The organism is Vibrio sp. OPT46 (assembly GCF_015163535.1).
Lineage (GTDB): Bacteria > Pseudomonadota > Gammaproteobacteria > Enterobacterales > Vibrionaceae > Vibrio > Vibrio alginolyticus.
On the sequence record NZ_JADDYG010000842.1, the window covers coordinates 105284 to 125504 of the forward strand.

Genomic DNA, 20221 nt, shown 5'->3' on the forward strand with positions numbered 1-20221 from the left:
TGGGGTTGGCTGTTTTCAGTTCGACAATGGCAAAGTGTTACTACCTGACGTCAACGATCATAAAAGGCTCACCATCTTTAAAGAAGTCAACCAAGTGATAGCATCATTATCGGCTTAGTTAGCTTGGTACCCACTTAGATTTAGAAAAGAGCGACCATATCGGTCGCTCTTTTTGTTGCTGGTTAGGTTTATCCTTGGAGGCTTGGTGGGAAGCAAACTCCCGTTCCTCCGATGCCACAGTAACCATCAGGGTTTTTCGCCAAATATTGCTGGTGGTAGGTTTCCGCAAAGTAATACGGACCTGCTGGTTGTATTTCGGTGGTGATGTTCGCGCGTTGCTCTTCTTGCAGTGCTTGTTGATACAAGAGTTTCGATTTCTCTGCGCTCTCGAGTTGCTCCGTCGAATAAGTGTAAATTGCAGAACGATATTGAGTACCTAAGTCGTTACCTTGACGCATTCCCTGAGTTGGGTCGTGTTTTTCCCAAAAAACAGCCAGTAGCTTTTCTAATGAGATGACGCGTTCATCGAAAACGACTCGAACGACTTCTGTATGACCCGTTTTACCCGTACAGACTTCTTCATAGGTGGGATTGGGTGTGTACCCCCCAGCGTAACCGACCGAAGTAGATACAACGCCGTCGAGTTGCCAAAATACGCGCTCAGCGCCCCAAAAACAGCCCATTCCGAGCAAAATCTGTTGTTGGTGTGACGTCAGAGGCGCCTTTAGGTTAGATTTATTTACAAAATGATGATCGTCAATCTGCATTGGTTGATCTCTACCTGGCAAGGCATCTTCTATACTGATCAATGTTTGTTTGTTGAGCATGGTATTTGTCCTTCAATACGTGTCTTAAATTTGCGAACTTTTTCATTTCGTCTGTATCTGATGCTGTGATGACATAGACCGCGTTAAACCTATTAATATTACAGACTTAGAATCTAATTGGCGTTATCATTATTTACGTTTACTTAACCTCATTCAGCCATAAAAGCATGATAAAAAAAGCTCTCCCCACCATTGTTGGCCTGTTTGCCTTTTCTCATGGTGCCTATGCCGATGTTTCTTTGACTTTGAAAGGCATTGATGGCGCTTTAGAAGAGAATGTCAGTGCGTATCTATCATCTATTCCAGAGAAGGATTACTCCACTTCTCTGCGTTTTCAAGCGAGATTAGATCAAAGTATCACTGAAGCGCTTAACGCGCTTGGGTATTATCATGCAAAAATTTCATACTCTATTCCTGAAGCGAATGATGAGTTAATTGTGCTCATCAAGCCGGGCTTGCCAGTGAAAGTGAAAGTCATGGATGTGGTCATCACTGGAGAGGCCAAGGACGATGAAGAATTTGCAAAACTTATTGAGCGCTCTCCGCTCAAAGTTGGCCAAGTTTTGAATCAAGGCCAATACGACAGCCTTAAGTCAGGCATTCGTAACTTGGCGCTTCAGCGTGGTTACTTCAATGGTGAGTTTACGCTAAGTCGATTAGAGGTTATCCCTGATCTGAACGAAGCTAATGTCCGTTTGCACTACAGCAGTGGAATACGTTTCAATTTTGGCGACGTTTCTTTTATTGGCAACCACATCTGGGAAGACCGTGTCGCATCACTACAACCTTTTAAAGAAGGGGACCCATACAACGTTTCGAAGCTGGGCGAGTTTAACCAGAAGCTATCAAATACGGAGTGGTTTTCCTCAGTTTTTGTTGAGCCTGAATTGGATAGGCTTGATGATGGCCGAGACTTGCCAATTAAAGTGTCTTTATCTCCTGCTTCGAAGAATCAGATCGAGACGGGTATTGGTTACTCAACGGATGTCGGCGTTCGAGGAACGTTGAAGTGGAAGAAACCTTGGGTGAGCTCCCGAGGACACAGTTTCAACACTGCTTTATCCCTATCTAAGCCAGAGCAAACTGTGACTGCTTCTTACAAAATTCCTTTAGAAGATGTCGCTAACGATTATTATCAAGTTCAATATGGGCTTAAAAACCTAGACAACCGTGACACGCAGAGTATCGAGTCTAACCTTGCAGTGGAACGTCATTGGTTAGCAGACGGTGGTTGGCATAATACCGTTTATGTTCGTCATTTGTACGAGAGCTTTACGCAAGGTTTACAAGATGATGAATTCAACTTCGTACTTCCAGGTGCGACATTTTCTCGGACTAGGGTTCGAGGGGGCAATATGCCAATGTGGGGAGACAAGCAAAGCATCACTATTGAGTATGGTGATACCGCTATGCTTTCTGAAACTAGAGTGCTCCGCTTAATTGGCTCGACTTCTTGGATTCGTGGTATTGGAGAGAATCATCGTGGTTTGTTCCGCTTAGAAGGTGGTGCGAATATTACCGATGAACTTGAAAAGCTATCACCGTCGCTGCGTTTCTTCGCAGGTGGTGACAATAATATTCGTGGTTACGGCTATGAATCTATTTCACCTGTGGATGAGAGTGGTGCTTTGACGGGTGGTAAATACATTGTTAGCAGTACATTAGAATACCAATATCGTGTTTATGGAAACTGGTGGGCTGCAACGTTTTACGATATTGGTGATGCGTTTAATGAAACACCAGATTGGAAATCAGGTGCTGGTGTTGGTATCCGCTGGGCGTCTCCGGTGGGCCCTGTTAGTTTTGATTTTGCATGGGGGTTGGATGCAAAACCAGAACGAGAGTTTCGTATCCACTTCTCATTGGGGCCTGAGCTATGATCAAAATGATGTTTAAGTGGACCAAATGGCTGTCGCTCAGTTTGATTGGTCTATTGCTGTTGCTCATCATTATTGTCGCGACAGTTTTATTTACCCACCCAGGCCTCAAATTTGCCTTGTGGGGAGCCGAAAAAGCACTACCACAATTGCAGATTGAAAAAGTGCAGGGTTCATTGTTTCCTCGCTTCGAACTGCATAACGTCAGTTTTTTCGATGAGTCTTTGAATATCGACGCCAAAGTCGAGCGTTTAGCATTGGCAGTGAACTTCCGCTGTTTCTTTGACCCTAAGGTCTGTGTCGATGAGTTAAGACTGCAGGGGCTTGACTTTAAGATGCCAGAGCTACCGCCAGCAAGCGAGGAGCAAGAGGAAACACCACCACTGCGTTCTATCAGTACGCCAGTGCCAATTTTTGTTAATAAAGTCAGCTTTAATGACATCAATGTCAATGTGCTGGGCAATCAAATTGATTGGCAAACATTCTCGACAGCTTTGTCGATGCAGGGTGATCGTTTGGTGATCGCACCTACCGCGTTGAAAGACATTAATGTGGCTTTAGCACCAAGTGAGGCTGAACCTGAAGCGGCTGCCGAGGAGCCGAAAGAAACTGACGTTACGCCGCAAGATATTGTGTTACCCGAAGTATGGATTCCACTGACGGTTGAAGCGCGTCGTCTTGATATTCACAATTTCAAACTGGCGGGTGAAACGCCAGTGATCGTCAATCATCTTGGTTTGGTTGCAAGAGCAGGCGGTGAACGTGTTGATGTCAAAACGTTAGAGCTCGACATGCCAGAAGTGGAAGGCAAGTTGAGCACACAAGTGACGCTTTCTTCTAATTACCCTATCAAAGCGCAACTGGACGCGTTAGTGAAGCAAGCGGATGCGAAGGGACAAAAACTGTCGCTTTCGGTCTCGGGTTCGGTTGGTGATTTGTCACTAAATGCTACGCTTTCTGAGCTTGTACAAGCGGAGATCAAAGGTGATATTCAACTGCTTAAAACGCAGTTACCGTTTGATGTCGAGATTAAAAATGTACAGGCGCAATGGCCGCTATTTGGACAAAGCGATTACCAGGTTTCTGTACCAAGCTTGGCGGCAAAAGGCTCACTTGATGGCTACGAAGTCGCATTAGAAACCAAAGCTTCGGGCAAAGATATTCCCGCCGTTGATGTCGCACTAAACGGCAAAGGTACGTTAGAGCAAATTGACCTCGAAAGCCTTGTAGTGAAAACCCTGGGAGGCGAACTCTCTGGGAAAGTCATGGCCAATTGGGCCGCGCCAATCAACTGGCAAGCTGACTTGAACCTGAAAAATATTCAACCAGGTTTACAATGGAAAGAAGCTGAAGGGGATATCAGCGGTAACCTTTCGACTTCGGGATCGTTAACAGAACAAGGCGGTTGGCAAGTCAGTTTGCCTAAGTTAGACATCGACGGCATTTTGCGAGGGTATCCGCTGAATGTTGAAGGGCAACTTGAAGCGTCTGATAAGAACGGCAAAGGCGAAGACATCCAACTTACCACTCAGGGTCTAGCGCTTTCTCATGGTCCAAACCAACTCAGTGCAAAGGGTAAGATAGATAAGCAAATTCTGATGGATGTTGAGGTTAACTTCCCTGATTTTGCGAAAAGTGTTCCGGATCTTGCAGGTAAAATGCAAGGTAAAGTCGCACTACGTGGTAGCTTGAAAGAACCAGACATCAATCTTGCTCTCGCTTTAAATCAGATAAACTGGCAGCAACAGGCGAACGTAGAAACGATCACTTTAAAGGGTGATGTGAAGCCTCTGCCAGCACCAAAAGCGAACATAAGCCTTATTGCGAACAACATTACCTATGACGACATAAAAGTTGATAGTGCTGACCTTGAAGTCTCTGGGGATGAAAAACTGCATCAACTGACGCTCGATGTAGTATCTGACCTGGTGTCGACCAGTTTAGAAATTGAAGGGACATTCCAGCAGAAACCAGAAATGATTTGGGATGGGGCGCTGCGCCGCTTGACGCTGAGCTCGCAACAAGGCCCGTGGGCGTTGCAAAAATCGACCGCGGTGAAGGTCAATATCGACAAACAGATCGCGAACGTTCAAGCGCATTGTTGGTTGCAAGCGGAGTCGAGCGTATGTCTAACCGAAGACATTAGTGTCGGTAAGAGTGGCCAGGCGAAGTTAGCCATCAATGATTTTGATTTTGACCAAATCAAACAATTCCTGCCGTCAGAAACCAAGCTGCAAGGCTCGGTTAATGCACAGGCTTTTGCTAAATGGGCACCAGAGAAAAAGCCTGAAGTAACCTTAAGTGTCAATATGCCAAAAGGCCAAGTTGAACAAGCGCTTGAACAGCCAATTAAAGTCGGTTGGGAAAGCTTCAACTTTAAAGCAGCATTAGCGAAAGACAAGCTTGATGCCGAGTGGCTATTTGATGTGAAAGATAACGGTGACTTGTCTGGTAAGGTTTCTTTACTGAATGTCTCGTCTGAAAAGCCCACTATTGATGGTAAGGTTTCACTCTCTACGTTCCACTTGGATTTCTTGGCACCGTTGATTGGTGAGTACAGCTTGTTTAAAGCAAACATGAATACTGACCTAGCGATATCAGGTGACGTCATGCATCCGAAGGTGAATGGTCAGTTCTTGATTGACCAAATGAAGCTACAGGGTGAAGTCACACCGATAGATATAAACTCAGGGCAGGTCGTCATCAACTTTAAAGGCCATCAAGCGGACTTGGATGCCGGAATTCTAACCCCGGATGGTGAGTTGAACGTTACCGGTGATGCCGACTGGCAGGACTTACAGAACTGGCGCACTAAAGCGCGTGTATTTGCTAAAGAGCTCAATGTTGATGTGCCTCCAATGGTAAAAATCAAAGTTGAGCCTGACATGACAATAGATGTGACCCCTCAGCTTGCGAAAATTGAGGGTGATATTAATTTGCCATGGGGAAGAATTGTCGTCGAAGAGCTTCCACCAAGTGCAGTAGGCGTATCGAGTGATACCGTTATTCTCGATAAAAACTTGCAGCCAGTGGACGATGTGGCTGCGATGCCGTTTGATGTGGAAACGAACATCAACATTAAAATTGGTGATGACTTCCAACTTGCCGCTTTTGGCTTAAAAGGTGGGTTGAAAGGGAGCCTAAACGTGACACAAAAAGACAAAGGTCCGTTCATCGTTGGTGAAGTGAATGTTGTCGATGGTTCTTATCGTTCGTTTGGTCAGGACTTATTGATTAAAGAAGGTAAGATTCTGATGAATGGTCCACCAGATCAACCTTACTTGTCTATCAAAGCGATTCGTAATCCAGACAATACCCAAGATGATGTCATTGCGGGGGTACAAGTGTCAGGCCCAGCATCTGATCCGAGTATAGAAATTTTCTCAGAGCCCGCGATGAACCAAGCCAATGCACTTTCTTATCTACTTCGTGGTCAAGATATTGATGGTGAAGCCGGTGGTAATGCAATGACGACTACCTTAATTGGTTTAAGCTTGGCGAAGAGTGGTCGTGTGGTTGGTGAAATCGGTGAAGCCTTTGGCGTACAGGATTTACAGCTGGACACTGCTGGTTCGGGCGATGATTCGCAAGTGACGGTGAGTGGTTATATTCTGCCAGGTTTGCAGGTGAAATATGGTGTCGGCATCTTTAACTCCCTAGGTGAGTTCACTGTGCGTTACCGATTGATGCAAGACTTGTATTTAGAAGCGGTATCTGGTGTAGATAGCGCCGTTGACCTACTCTATCAGTTTGAGTTCGATTAAAGTGCTTTAACCTAAGCATACACAGTCATGACTAAGGAGTGGTTATGCAGCATTTGATTTTTGTCTACGGCACGTTACGCAAGGGAGAGTACAACCATCAGTATTTGCGCTCGGCGCAGTTTCTTGGTTTACATGAAACGGATGCTCAATTTGCAATGTATGACTTAGGCCCTTATCCAGCGTTGTCTGATGGGCAACGCTCGATTCAAGGTGAAGTGTATCTGATTGATGATGAAACCTTATCCGAGCTAGATAAGTTGGAAGATGTGCCAGTGGAATATCGCCGAGAGAGCATCGTTACGCCGTTTGGCCAAGCTTGGATCTACTTATATCAAGATACTGAGCAATTAACCGAAGAAATCGCTTCCGGCGATTGGTGTCAAAAGGTGTGAGCTATACTGACATTATCAATAGCAACGAGCTAAACACTAAGGAGTCACGATGAAAGCATTCGTAATTGGAGTAATGGCGTTGCTTCTTGCTGCATGCGCACAAACAACACTACCGACTTCGAATAATGTGACCGATTGGCAAGTGTTTGGTAAGCAGTCAGCTTTAGATGGATTACGGGAGTTATCTGAGGAGCGAATTGCGAAGCTGGATGATGTTAACCATGCGACGCCAGAACTGATAATGGCTTATCAAGCGGGTTACCAGCAAGGCAAACAAGAGTATTGTGAGCAAAGTGCTTATATGCTCGGTGTTATCGGGCGGCCGTATTTTGGCATTTGTGATGATGTTGACCCCTTCTTTCAACATGACTACGACGCTGGACGAATGTCTTCAGCAGGCGCACCTATCTAGTTGACACAGGTAAGATGAAAGCAAAAGAGCTGCCCTAGAGCAGCTCTTTTTAATTTTGTATCAGCAGTGATGCTTATTTTTTCTGAGCTCGCTCGTAAGATTCTAGGATTTCAGCTTTGGCGGCAGCAACATCTGCCCAACCATCCACTTTCACCCATTTGCCTGCTTCAAGCTCTTTGTAACGCTCAAAGAATTGCGTGATCTGCGCTTTCAGTAGTTCTGGGATATCGTCCACATCTTGGATGTGCTCGTACTCTTTCGAGATTTTTGAGTGGGGAACCGCAAACACTTTTGCATCTTCACCCGATTCATCTGTCATCTTCAAAACGCCAACAGGACGGCAGCGAATGACTGAACCTGGCATGAGTGGGTATGGTGTTGGTACCAATACGTCGACTGGGTCGCCATCAAGAGACAGGGTATTGTTCACGTAGCCATAGTTGCATGGGTAGAACATTGGTGCAGACATGAAACGGTCGACAAATACAGCACCAGAGTCTTTATCTACTTCGTACTTGATTGGATCTGCATTTGCAGGAATTTCGATCACGACATAGATATCTTCAGGCAGCGACTTGCCTGCTGGTACATGGTTTAAGCTCATTAGAATATTCCTTTTCATTAACGATGAGTCACACAAAAGCGGCTTCATCTGATGATAAATTCGCGTTTCACTTTAGCGACAAAAACGCGGCAGGTAAACACCTGCCGCGTTGGACAAAGGTCTGAAATTATTCTTCGTCGCGGTGCAGTTCAAGGAACTCTTCAACTTTGCGAACCATGTTCTTCGAACCCACAAAGAAAGGTACACGCTGGTGCAACTCAGTAGGCTTGATGTCCATAATGCGATTCACGCCGTCCGATGCAATGCCGCCAGCTTGCTCAATGAGGAATGCCATAGGGTTACATTCGTAAAGCAGGCGTAGCTTGCCTTGTGGGTGGCTTTGTGTGCTTGGGTAAAGGTAGATACCACCTTTCAGTAGGTTGCGGTGGAAATCAGCAACCAGCGAGCCAATGTAGCGAGAAGTGTATGGGCGACCGTCTTCTGGCACGTTTTCTTGGCAGTACTTGATGTACTTCTTCACCCCTTGAGGGAAACGAATGTAATTACCTTCGTTGATGGAGTAGATCTTACCATCATCAGGAATCATCATGTTTTCATGAGAAAGACAGAAGCTGCCGATAGATGGGTCGTAAGTAAAGCCGTTTACGCCGTTACCAGTTGTGTATACCAACATGGTGGAGGAGCCGTAAATCACGTAGCCCGCAGCCACTTGCTTGTGACCAGGTTGTAGGAAATCTTCTTCAGTTGGTGGAGTACCGATTGGAGAAACACGACGGTAAATCGAGAAGATAGTACCAACAGAGACGTTCACATCGATGTTAGAAGAACCATCAAGTGGGTCCATCAGTACTACATATTTGGCGTTTTGGTTGAGTTCTTTATTGAACGCAACTGCTTCGTCTTCTTCTTCACTGGCAACGCCACACACTTGATCACGAGCTTCAAGCGCGGCTTTGAACTTATCGTTCGCGTAAACATCGAGCTTTTGCTGATCTTCACCTTGGACATTTTCCGTGCCTACAGCACCAGTGATATCACCGAGACCCGCTGCGTTGATTTCGCGGTTAACGATTTTTGCAGCTAAACGAATGGAGGCTAAAAGGGATGATAGATCACCGCTAGCGTGGGGGAAATCCGCTTGTTTTTCGACAATGAACTCGCCTAGGGTGCGCAGTCCTGACATGGTTAATCCTTACATTTTCATTTCATTGGGGGTAGTGCGCAAGTGAGCATCTCTTTATGGATGTTAAACGATTGCGCTGGATGTAAGTTTAAGTCGCAGATCTTTTTAATGGTAATGAAGTAACTGTTTGAGATCTCAATTTATTTGTAGACTTGTTTGAGGGATTCATCAGTAAGCAAGAGGTTGTACAGTCTGTGTTCAACCTTGTCATATTTGTGAAAGGGACTGCAAGAAGAAGGCTAAAGTCACTCGCTTTTCAGGCGGTAATCGCGATAATGAAAGCATTAAAAAACGCATTACAAGGTTTAGTTTATGCACATTCATATCTTGGGTATCTGTGGCACATTTATGGGCGGCGCAGCGATTCTAGCGCGCCAATTAGGACATAAAGTCACTGGTTCTGATGCCAACGTTTATCCGCCAATGAGCACACTGCTTGAGTCTCAAGGTATTGAAATTATTGAAGGCTTTGACCCGTCTCAACTCGACCCTCAACCAGATCTTGTGGTGATTGGTAATGCGATGAGCCGTGGCAACCCTTGTGTCGAGCATGTGCTCAACACTAATATGCGTTACACCTCTGGCCCGCAGTGGCTCAACGAGTTTTTGCTGCATGATCGTTGGGTATTGGCGGTATCGGGTACACATGGGAAAACGACCACGTCGAGCATGCTTGCTTGGATACTTGAAGATTGTGGTTATCAACCGGGTTTCTTAGTCGGTGGGGTACTCGGTAACTTCGGAGTGTCTGCTCGTTTGGGTGAAAGTATGTTTTTTGTCGTTGAAGCGGACGAATATGACAGTGCTTTTTTCGATAAGCGTTCTAAGTTTGTGCATTACCATCCTCGCACTTTAATCATGAACAATCTTGAGTTTGATCATGCTGATATCTTCGATGATCTAGAAGCGATCAAGCGCCAATTCCATCATTTAGTGCGAACTGTACCGGGCAATGGATTGATCTTAGCGCCGAGAAAAGATCAGGCGTTAGCGGATGTATTAGAGCGTGGCTGCTGGACTGAAAAACAGTTCTCTGGTGAGAATGGTGGCTGGCAAGCGCACAAATTAGTGCTTGATGGCTCAAAATTTGACGTTGCGTTGCAAGGCGAGAAGGTTGGTACCGTCGAATGGAATTTGGTGGGTGACCACAATGTGGATAATGCGCTGATGGCAATCGCTGCTGCACGACATGTTGGAGTCACTCCGGATCTTGCTTGCCAAGCATTAGGGCGTTTCATCAATACCAAGCGCCGTTTAGAGCTGAAAGGTGAAGAACAAGGTGTGACGGTTTACGATGATTTTGCGCATCACCCAACGGCAATTGAACTTACTGTCGGTGGTTTGCGTAACAAGGTAGGTGAAAAACGCATCCTAGCTGTGTTAGAGCCGCGTTCTGCCACCATGAAGCGTGGTGTACACAAAAACACACTTGCAGAGTCACTACACAGTGCAGATGAAGTCTTCTTGTTCCAGCCAGATAATATCGAGTGGTCTGTGCAAGACATTGCCGACCAATGCAAACAGCCAGCGTTTGTCGATGCGGATATAGATAACTTTGTAGCCAAGATCGTCGAACGTGCGCGAGCAGGTGACCAAATTCTAGTCATGAGTAATGGTGGCTTCGGTGGTATTCACGGAAAACTTCTTGAGCAGTTAAAACAAAAAGCCTGATTGATATGCAAAACAAAACACAACCCTCTCACAAAAAAGCCATCACGTTGGCATTAACGGGGGCTTCTGGTGCTCCCTACGGCCTTCGTCTTTTAGAATGCTTGGTTGCGGCGGATTATCATGTCTACGTTCTGATTTCTTCGGCAGCTCGTGTTGTGATGGCAACCGAGCATAATCTTAAGCTGCCAAGTGGTCCAGAAGCAGCGCAGCAAGCATTGGTAGAGCACCTGAACTGCAATCCCGATAACATCACCGTTTGCGGTAAAGATGACTGGTTCTCACCGGTTGCGTCTGGTTCTGCTGCACCAAAGCAAATGGTGGTTTGCCCATGTTCTGCGGGAAGCGTTGCAGCGATTGCGCATGGTATGTCAGATAACTTGATCGAGCGGGCCGCTGATGTGGTAATGAAAGAGCGCGGGCAGCTGTTGCTCGTGGTTCGCGAAACACCATTTTCAACGCTACATCTGGAGAACATGCACAAACTGTCGCAAATGGGCGTCACCATCATGCCAGCAGCTCCAGGCTTCTATCATCAGCCAAAGAGTATTGAAGACTTAGTGGATTTTATGGTGGCGAGAATTCTTGACCACTTAGGTATTGAGCAAGGTTTGGTGCCTCGTTGGGGTTATGACCAGCGCTCGTGAGCTGATTGTGTAACCACTCAAATACCTTTACAATCCATCCAACTCATCGGGGAGCAAACCCATTTAGCATTGAGTCAATCAATGCATTGGGGCGCTGAGACCTAAGTGTTTAACTAGGGACCCGTATTACCTGAACCAGATAATGCTGGCGTAGGAATTGAGTCTGGATATTGGAAGTCCTTAATAGCCGCCTCAAACCCTGTGCCGCTCAACTTATTTCTCTGAAATACTCATGGAGAGCGAGCAGTGAAACCCACTCTAAATCTGATTGCCCTAGCTGCAATCACCTCTACTTCAGCGTTTGCCGCTGAAAACACATTAACCATCTATACCTACGACTCTTTTGCCGCAGATTGGGGGCCGGGTCCTAAAATCGAGCAAGCTTTTGAAGTAAAATGTGGCTGTGACGTTAACTTCGTAGCGTTGGACGATGGTGTGTCGATTCTGAATCGTCTTCGTCTTGAAGGCGGTAATAGCAAAGCGGACATCGTATTAGGTTTGGATAACAATCTGATGGCAGAAGCGAAGAAAACCGATCTGCTTGCCGAGCACAATGTGGATACGGCTAACACAGTGTTACCAAACGGTTGGAGTGACACGACGTTTGTACCGTACGATTACGGCTACTTCGCGTTTGTGTACAACAAAGAGAAACTGGCTAATCCGCCGAAAAGCATGAAAGAGCTGGTGGAAACGCGCGACGATCTGAAAGTGATTTACCAAGATCCGCGGACTTCAACGCCGGGCCAAGGCTTAATGCTATGGATGAAATCTATTTATGGCGACGATGTGACGCAAGCGTGGCAGAAGCTAGCGAGCAAAACCGTAACGGTCACGAAAGGTTGGTCTGAGGCGTATTCTATGTTCCTCAATGGTGAGTCCGATTTAGTGCTTTCTTACACCACTTCACCTGCGTACCACTTAATTGCGGAAAACGATTCGAAGTTTGCTACGGCGAATTTTGCTGAAGGCCACTACATGCAAGTTGAAGTAGCCGCTAAAGTGAAAGGGGCAAAAAATTCAGAACTTGCTGATCAATTTATGAGTTTCATTTTAAGTGATGAGTTCCAATCGGCGATGCCAACGGGTAACTGGATGTACCCAGTCACTGACGTTGAGTTACCTAAAGGTTTTGAAACTTTGAGTGTTCCAAGCAAGTCGTTGAGCTTTAGTGCTGATGAAGTGGCAAAAATGCGTAAGTCTTGGATTCGCGAATGGCAAAGCGCATTGACGTTTTAGCTGACGTTTCCATCCTCATCTGAATGAGATAGGTTTTACCTTTGAATTCTGTTCCAAAAATAGGTTTAGGGGTCGCGATGATCATCGCGACCTTTGTTATTTCTGCCCTAGGTGCTTTGATTGTTCAAGCCCCTTCACTTGATGTGTCTGTGGTATGGGGCGACCCGTACTATCAACATGTCACCAAGTTCAGTTTCTACCAAGCGTTTCTTTCCACATTGCTCAGTGTTGGCTTTGCCATTCCAGTAGCGCACGCACTTTCGCGTCGCCAATTTATTGGTAAATCATTACTGCTTAAGCTGTTTGCATCGACACTGGTTTTGCCGGTTTTGGTTGGTGTTTTTGGGCTGTTAGCGATTTATGGCAACAGTGGTTTGTTGGCGCAGTGGTTGCAAAGTTTCGACACTAAACTGCCATTCTCTATTTACGGTTTGAACGGCATTTTACTCGCCCATGTGTTCTTTAATTTACCTTACGCGGCACGATTGCTTCTGCAAGCCTTGGAGTCTATTCCTGCCGAGCAGCATAAGCTTTGCGCGCATCTTGGGATGAGCCATTGGGATAAGTTTCGCTGGGTAGAATGGCCGCGTTTAAGGCAGCAGCTTCCCCACGTTTGTGGGTTGGTGTTTATGTTGTGCTTTACCAGTTTTGCCACTGTAATGGCGTTGGGGGGCGGGCCAAAATCCACCACCATTGAATTGGCCATTTACCAAGCGATTAAGTTTGATTTTGATTTACAAGCTGGGGCGTTATTGGCGCTGTGGCAGATGCTGTTATGTGGACTGCTTGCTATTGGAGTGCAGAAGTTAACAAGGCCTGTTTCTATCAGTGCTGGAAGCACATCGGTACAGCAATATTTAACGAAGGATCATGGGTGGTCAAAAGCTTGGGATAGCTTTTGGATCATAGGTGCCTTTTTACTGGTAATACCGCCGTTATTGATGGTGTTACTGAGTGGCATCAACCAACAAGTTTGGACAGTATTAACCGATGAGCGTTTTTGGTCTGCGCTATTGAACTCCCTCAAAGTCGCCTGTGTCGCTAGCGCGCTTGCGGTCGCTGCAGGGGTGTCCATACTATTGACCAGTCGCCGTTGGCGGTTGCAGTACAAAAACACGCGAGCCGATCAGATTGAGTTAATCGGCACCATTATTTTGGTGACTCCAGGTCTGGTGATTAGCACCGGTTTATTCTTACTACTGCGCGCATTTACCGATGTTTTTAGCTTGGCATTTTTTGTCGTGATTTTGGTGAACGGTTTGATGGCTTTGCCTTACGTGATCAAAACGCTAGCGCAGCCAATGCTGCACATTGAACAACAGTATCAGTATGTATGTGCCAGCTTAGGCATGCGTGGCTGGCAACGGTTTAAAGTGGTGGAGTGGCAGGCGCTACGCAAGCCGTTTGCACATGCGTTTGCGATCAGCTTTATGTTTGCGATTGGCGATTTAAGTGCTATTGCGTTGTTTGGCGGACAAGAGTTCCGCACTTTACCTCTGTATTTATTCCAGCTGCTTGGCAGCTATCAGATGGACGCGGCTGCGGTGGTATCGGTGACCTTATTGTTGTTGAGTGTGGGCTGTTTTGCCTTGATTGAGAAAGTATTGAAAACGAAGGAGAGAGCGTAATGTTAGTGTTGGATGATGTGCAGTACACCTACCAACGTGAACTGTTTCGTTTTGACTTAACGATTGAGCAAGGACAGATTGTGTCGCTGATGGGACCAAGTGGGGCAGGGAAGTCAACCTTGCTGGCGTTGGTGGCAGGATTCATCCATCCTGACCGTGGTGATATTTGTGTTGATGGTGAGTCCATTGTGCGTAAAGAGCCTTATCTGCGTCCGTTCTCTATGTTGTTCCAAGAGCACAATTTGTTTGCTCACTTATCGGTGCGTGACAACATCGGTTTGGGCTTACACCCAGGGCTAAAGCTTACGGTGGACCAAAATCGTCAGATTGAACAAGCCGCGCAGCAAGTTGGTGTTGCAGAGTACCTCGACCGTTTGCCAGAGCATCTTTCTGGTGGCCAGCGTCAACGTGTTGCCTTAGCGCGTTGTTTTGTTCAGCCTCATCCCATGTGGCTATTGGATGAGCCGTTCTCGGCGCTTGATCCGGTGTTGCGTGAAGAGATGCTGAGCTTGGTAAAAAAACTCGCAGCAGAGCGGGGAATAACCGTATTGATGGTCACGCACCATTTAAGCGATGCCAAAGCGATTGCCAGCCACTTTGTGTTTGTGGCAGATGGTAAAGTGGAAGCCGCGGGTGATATGTCTGCATTGAGTGAACAGCATGCTAGTGAGAAGCTTGCGGCATTTATCCGAGCAGCATGCTAGTGCCTGATAGTTGCTAGGTTATGCTTCTCCGCAACACAAACCATGCCGAGGGCCAAATTCAAATTGAGATCTTAAGCTCATGATATGGTCAATCATTGCTTGTACACGCCGTGGGCGGTTTGCTCCAGGACGATAGACTAAATAAATAGGCATTGGTACCGTGTGCCATTGCGGTAACACTCTGACTAAGGTGCCACTTTCTAGCTCTTGCGTCATGTTCTGCACAGGTAAGTTAGCGATGCCTAGTCCTTTAAGTGCGCCTTTCAATATTGCTTCTACAGTTGTACTTGAGAAGTTACTGGTTATTGAAACATTGACGGTATTATCGTGTGAGATCAGCGTCCAAGGCCCTATTTCTGAAACATATTGATACCTCAAACAGTTGTGTTTTGTCAGATCTTCTGGCGTTTCAGGTACGCCGAACTCAGCTAAATACTCAGGGCTAGCAGCCAGGACTCGAGTGGTATAGCCTAATTTTTTTGCGATCAATCGATCATCAACTATCTGACCGACTCGAATTGCCATATCAAAGCCGTGTGAAAACAGATCAACAAAATCGTTCGATGCTTCTAACGCAATTTGTACTTTTGGCCATTGTTTTAAAAATGGCAAAAAGATGTGTTCCGCCATATACGCATCCAACGCTGGTGGCGCGGAAATACGCAGCCGGCCTTGGATCTGTTGTTCCATCTCCTGTACGTCATGGCCAATTGAGTGGAATTCCTCAACTAAGCTTGCAGCACGCTCTAAAACCATTTGGCCAGCTTCGGTGATCACTAACTTTCGGGTTGTGCGCTCTAGCAGTTTGGCTTCAAAGTGTTGTTCGAGTTTGGTTATGGCTTTACTAACAGTAGATTTTGGTAGGTTTAACTCCAGCGCGCACTTGGTTAAGCTCAGTAGTCGACAGCTTGTGACAAAGATAGAAAGCGTTCTAAAGTCAATTGTTTCTAAATTGCGAACAATCACTTTCAATTATCCATATTGTTTCAATATTAATCTGATTATAGTCTGGCACCTCATCCTTAGCCATCAAGTTATTGTCATTTGAGGTAAACACCATGTCCAACTCTGTAGACTTATTTTCTCCTATCGAACTCGGTCAATTAGCATTAGATAACCGTGCCATTATGGCGCCTTTAACGCGAGCTCGTGCTGGTGCGGACCATATTCCTAATGACCTTATGGTTGAATACTACGCTCAACGTGCGAGTGCCGGACTTATCATTGCTGAATGCACCATGGTGATGGAAGGTACGTCTGCTTTCATGGCAGAGCCGGGCATTTACAGCGAAGAGCAAATCGCAGCTTGGAAAAAGGTAACGGATGCGGTTCATGAGAGAGGCGGTAAGATTGTACTGCAAATTTGGCATGCGGGACGAGCTTGTCATCCTGATCTGAATGAAGGAAAAACACCTGTAGCGGCGAGCGCATTGGCCATTCGTGATGAATTAGTCCATACCCCTTCGGGTAAGCAAGCATATACGGTACCACGAGCACTCGAAGTGGATGAGATAGCTTCCATTGTTGCGGCGTTTAAACAAGGTGCAGAAAACGCCAAGAAAGCCGGCTTTGATGGGGTCGAGATACATGGCGCCAATGGTTATCTTATTGATAACTTCCTTCGTGACGGCTCAAATTTACGTACCGATGAATACGGTGGCTCGGTTGAAAATCGTGCTCGATTTTTACTTGAGATAGTGAAAGAAGTCGTTGAGGTGTGGGGACCTGGAAGAGTCGGTCTGCGCACATCTCCGCTAAATGGATTTAATGACATGAAAGACAGTGATCCAGTTGGCTTGATGCGTTACTTAGCAGAGCAACTTAATTCTTTCGATCTTGCTTATTGGCACGTGATGCGTGCGGATCTGAAAGGCGTACAAAAAGCAGATGTTCTCAAGCCAGCACGCGAAAACTATAAAGGTCACTTAATGGCGAACGTGGGCTACAGTGCACAAGAAGCGGCAACAGCAATTGCAGAAAACAAAGTTGATGTGGTCGCATTTGGCGTTCCCTTTATCGCAAACCCAGATTTAGTTGAGCGATTTAAGAAAAATGCACCTCTTAATGAGGCGAAACCAGAACACTTTTATTTGGGTGGAGCAGAAGGTTATACCGATTACCCAGTGATGGCATAACCCTTACTTGTTTAATATAAAAAGGACGCTAATGTTAGCGTCCTTTTTCGTTTCTGTATTTACTTAGCCTTGCGGTTTTACGACCATCACATTGATTGGAGAATATTCCACAACCTTACTCGCGACAGAGCCAAGCATTACTTTATTGATTTTAGAGCGCTTGTGACTTGGCATAATGATGAGATCTGCGCCTAAACGTTCTGCATAATCAAGAATGGTCGCGTAGGCCTTGCCTTCAGCAACATGCACTTGGTAAACCACATCTTCAGCAATATGCTCATTAGCGAAAGTTTTTAGTTGCTGCTTCACGTCTTGCTTCATTTTGGCCGCAGCATCTTTCGGAAAGTATGTGGCAACCATCGACATGTGAATACCAGGTAGTACCGTCAGAAGATGGATTTGAGCATTTGCTTGCTTTGCCTGCCAAACCGCTAGTTCAACCGCTCGGTCTGAAAAGCCTTGGTCATTTAGATCAACCGGAACAAGAATTTGTTTGTACATTCAATGTCTCTCATTAAGGCCCCTTTATCCTCGGGGCCAAATCGGTTATGCGCTCAATTGTTCCTTACGAGCACGACGTTTTTGGTTCATTGCAAGCACCAGCAAAATCATTAAGCATGGTACAAACACCCACTCTTTCATCGGACGGTCTGCATCCTGGATAACCCACTTGATTTCCCAATCAAAGTCGATACCTGCGGACTCTGCTGGACTACCAAATTCAACCATATCGACAATCATTTTGTTGTCACTTTCGGTCAGCATTAGACCCATAGATGAAATACGTGCGTCTGCTGTTGTCGCACTGTCTTCGAATGGAAGACGAACCGTTTTCTCAATGTAGTCGCCCTCAAGGTTTTCACCGGCAACACGTAACTCCAATGATTCTCCTACATTTAGTGTTTCCGTGATTTGAGCTACCTCAACGCCAGGAGAAAGAACTTTCGCTGGGTACAGCATGTCCCACCAAAAACCTGGACGGAAAAACGAAAACGTCAGTACTAATAATAGGACTGTTTCCCACCACTTGTTACGCGTGAACCACCACCCTTGAGTTGCCGCAGAGAATATCAGCATTGCAATGATCGATGAGATGACCGTGAGCGCCAAATGCCACCAAGAGTCGATCCCCATTAACAATAGCTGGGTATTGAACACAAACATGAACGGCAAAATAGCGGTTCGAATATCGTAAGTAAAACCTTGGATACCGGTACGAATTGGATCTGATTTCGCAATTGCGGCTGCTGCAAAAGCTGCAAGACCTACAGGTGGGGTATCGTCGGCCAAAATACCAAAGTAGAAAACGAATAAGTGCACCGCTATCAACGGAATAATCAAGCCATGCGCCGCGCCGAGCGTAACAATAACCGGCGCCATTAGCGTAGAGACCACGATGTAGTTCGCCGTTGTTGGCAGACCCATCCCCAGAACCAAGCTAATGATGGCGGTAAACAGCAGCATAAGAATGATACTGCCACCAGAGATAAACTCGACGAAGTCGGTCATCACTAGGCCGATACCCGTTAGTGTAACAACACCAACAACGGTGCCCGCTGCCGCGGTTGCAACGCCGATACCAATCATATTACGCGCACCAGAAACTAAGCTCTCGGCAAGATCGACAAAGCCATCTTTGGTTTGCTGAAGCATGTCACCTTGCTTTGACAGCAGTGCAATCAACGGACGTTGAGTAAGCAAAATGAAAATCATGAACACCGTTGCCCAGAATGCCGAAAGGCCAGGTGAGAAACGTTCGACAGTCAAACACCAAACCAATACGACGATAGGGAGTAGGTAGTGCAAGCCTGACTTAACGGTTGGGCCAGGATCAGGTACTTCTGTTAATTCTGCATCAATCTCAATTGCGCCATCTTGCACGTGATTTGCTGAGACTTTCACCAACCCAACGTACGCGATTAATAGTGCGACGGTAACAATTGGTGTCGCGGCATCACCAAAGACGTCCTTTGTCCAGCCCACTCCGTAGTAAACCAATGCGCTGATCACACACAATCCTAAGATTGTGCCAGTAAAGGACAGCAGACTTTGTACTAGTGTTGGGTTGTGGCGACGAGGAAGCCCTGTCATGCCTGCTTTACACGCTTCAAGGTGAACAATGTAAATTAAAGCAATATAAGAGATTAGCGCTGGAAGTAGGGCGGCTTTAATCACCTCAACGTAGGAGATACCGACGTATTCCACCATCAAAAATGCTGCTGCACCCATGATTGGCGGTGTTAACTGACCATTGGTTGAAGCCGCTACCTCTACCGCACCCGCTTTTGTGCCGGGAAAGCCAACACGCTTCATCAGTGGAATCGTAAAGGTGCCAGTTGTTACTACGTTTGCGATTGAAGAACCAGAAACCAGACCAGATAAACCTGATGCAACAACGGCCGCTTTAGCTGGACCACCTTTCATATGGCCAAGTAACGAGAAGGCAACTTTAATGAAGTAAGCACCAGCACCAGCGCGTTCCAGCATTGCTCCAAACAATACAAACAAGAAGACAAAAGAGGTAGAAACACCTAGCGCAACCCCAAATACGCCTTCTGTTGTTAGCCACAAGTGAGACATGGCCTTGTTCAAGCTTGCCCCTTTGTGCGCGATAACGTCAGGCATGTAAGGGCCTGCAAAGGTGTAAGTAAGGAAAACAGCAGCCACGACCATTAATGGTGGACCAAGTGCTCGGCGTGTTGCTTCTAAAAGGAGGATCATACCGATAACAGCAACAACGATATCAACCGTTGTCGGTGCGCCTGAGCGTCCTGCTAGCTCGGTATAAAAAAGGTATATATAGGCTGCTGAAAAGCTGCCAGCCAACGCGAGTATCCAATCAACAAGAGGGATATGATCGCGAGGAGAATTCTTCATCGCTGGATAAGCAGTGAAAGCCAAAAAGATCGCGAAAGTAAGGTGGATAGATCGCGCTTCCGTGTCGTTCAGTACGCCAAAATTGAAAATAAATGGTAACGGGGATGCGTACCATAATTGAAATAGTGACCAACACAGAGGAACAAACCAAAGGATTCGTCCTTGCATTCCCGAAGGGCTACGTGCACCTGTGTCTGCCTGAGCCACCATTTCTTGCACATCTTGTGACGGAGCTTGATTCGTCGCCATGTACTTTTTCCTTATTATTGATGGTCCTGTCTGATTTTTATCGAGAACCACACT

17 protein-coding genes and 1 riboswitch are annotated in these 20221 nt (G+C 46.2%); of the genes, 11 read left to right on the top strand and 6 right to left on the bottom strand.

Going from position 1 to position 20221, the window contains the following annotated elements:
- Positions 1-118: DUF1107 family protein (locus IQR33_RS29835; RefSeq protein WP_193844280.1), on the top strand; the 118-nt coding region annotated here is incomplete at its 5' end.
- Positions 119-188: 70 nt separating this feature from the next.
- Here the strand turns inward: IQR33_RS29835 and msrA are convergent.
- Positions 189-827: a peptide-methionine (S)-S-oxide reductase MsrA gene (gene msrA / locus IQR33_RS29840; RefSeq protein ID WP_017633451.1), complete on the bottom strand. Its 639-nt coding sequence runs from the start codon at positions 825-827 to the stop codon at positions 189-191.
- Between the two features lie 167 nt (positions 828-994).
- Here msrA and IQR33_RS29845 point away from each other — a divergent pair, with 167 nt between their 5' ends.
- The 4 genes from IQR33_RS29845 to IQR33_RS29860 are packed head-to-tail and all read left to right on the top strand — an operon-like array spanning position 995 to position 7272.
- A complete protein-coding gene (locus IQR33_RS29845) occupies positions 995-2707 on the top strand; it encodes an autotransporter assembly complex protein TamA (protein WP_005383121.1) in 1713 nt (570 codons plus the stop codon).
- Complete coding sequence (locus IQR33_RS29850; protein WP_193837532.1) at positions 2704-6468, top strand: translocation/assembly module TamB domain-containing protein; 3765 nt, start codon at positions 2704-2706, stop codon at positions 6466-6468. Before IQR33_RS29845 ends, IQR33_RS29850 begins: the two co-directional genes overlap by 4 nt.
- A gap of 44 nt (positions 6469-6512) precedes the next feature.
- Positions 6513-6860: a gamma-glutamylcyclotransferase family protein gene (locus IQR33_RS29855; RefSeq protein WP_054576638.1), complete on the top strand. Its 348-nt coding sequence runs from the start codon at positions 6513-6515 to the stop codon at positions 6858-6860.
- A gap of 49 nt (positions 6861-6909) precedes the next feature.
- On the top strand, positions 6910-7272 hold the full coding sequence (locus IQR33_RS29860; protein WP_017633454.1) for a DUF2799 domain-containing protein: 363 nt from the start codon (positions 6910-6912) through the stop codon (positions 7270-7272).
- Between the two features lie 73 nt (positions 7273-7345).
- On the opposite strand, the gene ppa is transcribed toward IQR33_RS29860, so the two are convergent.
- Positions 7346-7876: an inorganic diphosphatase gene (ppa, locus tag IQR33_RS29865; protein WP_005379635.1), complete on the bottom strand. Its 531-nt coding sequence runs from the start codon at positions 7874-7876 to the stop codon at positions 7346-7348.
- Between the two features lie 127 nt (positions 7877-8003).
- Complete coding sequence (fbp, locus tag IQR33_RS29870; protein WP_005383114.1) at positions 8004-9020, bottom strand: class 1 fructose-bisphosphatase; 1017 nt, start codon at positions 9018-9020, stop codon at positions 8004-8006.
- 312 nt (positions 9021-9332) lie between these two features.
- Between fbp and mpl the strand changes: the two genes are divergently transcribed.
- The 5 genes from mpl to thiQ all read left to right on the top strand — a co-directional run bounded on the left by mpl (position 9333) and on the right by thiQ (position 14906).
- The gene (mpl, locus tag IQR33_RS29875; protein WP_054576639.1) at positions 9333-10691 is read left to right on the top strand and encodes a UDP-N-acetylmuramate:L-alanyl-gamma-D-glutamyl-meso-diaminopimelate ligase; all 1359 of its coding nucleotides are present in this window, start codon (positions 9333-9335) and stop codon (positions 10689-10691) included.
- A 5-nt stretch (positions 10692-10696) separates the two neighbouring features.
- Positions 10697-11335: a flavin prenyltransferase UbiX gene (locus IQR33_RS29880; protein ID WP_033906022.1), complete on the top strand. Its 639-nt coding sequence runs from the start codon at positions 10697-10699 to the stop codon at positions 11333-11335.
- A gap of 37 nt (positions 11336-11372) precedes the next feature.
- Positions 11373-11509, top strand: a riboswitch (TPP riboswitch).
- Between the two features lie 72 nt (positions 11510-11581).
- A complete protein-coding gene (gene thiB, locus IQR33_RS29885) occupies positions 11582-12574 on the top strand; it encodes a thiamine ABC transporter substrate binding subunit (protein ID WP_193837533.1) in 993 nt (330 codons plus the stop codon).
- Positions 12575-12615: 41 nt separating this feature from the next.
- Entirely contained in the window at positions 12616-14202 is a 1587-nt protein-coding gene (gene thiP, locus IQR33_RS29890) for a thiamine/thiamine pyrophosphate ABC transporter permease ThiP (protein ID WP_086046505.1), read from the top strand.
- Complete coding sequence (thiQ, locus tag IQR33_RS29895) at positions 14202-14906, top strand: thiamine ABC transporter ATP-binding protein (protein WP_005379648.1); 705 nt, start codon at positions 14202-14204, stop codon at positions 14904-14906. The genes thiP and thiQ overlap by 1 nt, the downstream gene beginning before the upstream one ends.
- Positions 14907-14924: 18 nt before the next feature.
- Here the strand turns inward: thiQ and IQR33_RS29900 are convergent, their stop codons facing one another.
- Positions 14925-15872, bottom strand: coding sequence for a LysR family transcriptional regulator (locus IQR33_RS29900; protein ID WP_005379650.1), 948 nt, complete (start codon positions 15870-15872; stop codon positions 14925-14927).
- 92 nt (positions 15873-15964) lie between these two features.
- Here IQR33_RS29900 and IQR33_RS29905 point away from each other — a divergent pair, with 92 nt between their 5' ends.
- Positions 15965-17041: an alkene reductase gene (locus IQR33_RS29905; RefSeq protein WP_047101924.1), complete on the top strand. Its 1077-nt coding sequence runs from the start codon at positions 15965-15967 to the stop codon at positions 17039-17041.
- 63 nt (positions 17042-17104) lie between these two features.
- Here IQR33_RS29905 and IQR33_RS29910 read toward each other — a convergent pair whose 3' ends face one another.
- On the bottom strand, positions 17105-17542 hold the full coding sequence (locus tag IQR33_RS29910) for a universal stress protein (protein ID WP_005379654.1): 438 nt from the start codon (positions 17540-17542) through the stop codon (positions 17105-17107).
- A 45-nt stretch (positions 17543-17587) separates the two neighbouring features.
- Positions 17588-20167 (bottom strand): TRAP transporter permease, encoded by a 2580-nt coding sequence (locus tag IQR33_RS29915; RefSeq protein WP_005383099.1) that lies wholly within the window; start codon positions 20165-20167, stop codon positions 17588-17590.
- Positions 20168-20221: the final 54 nt, after the last annotated feature.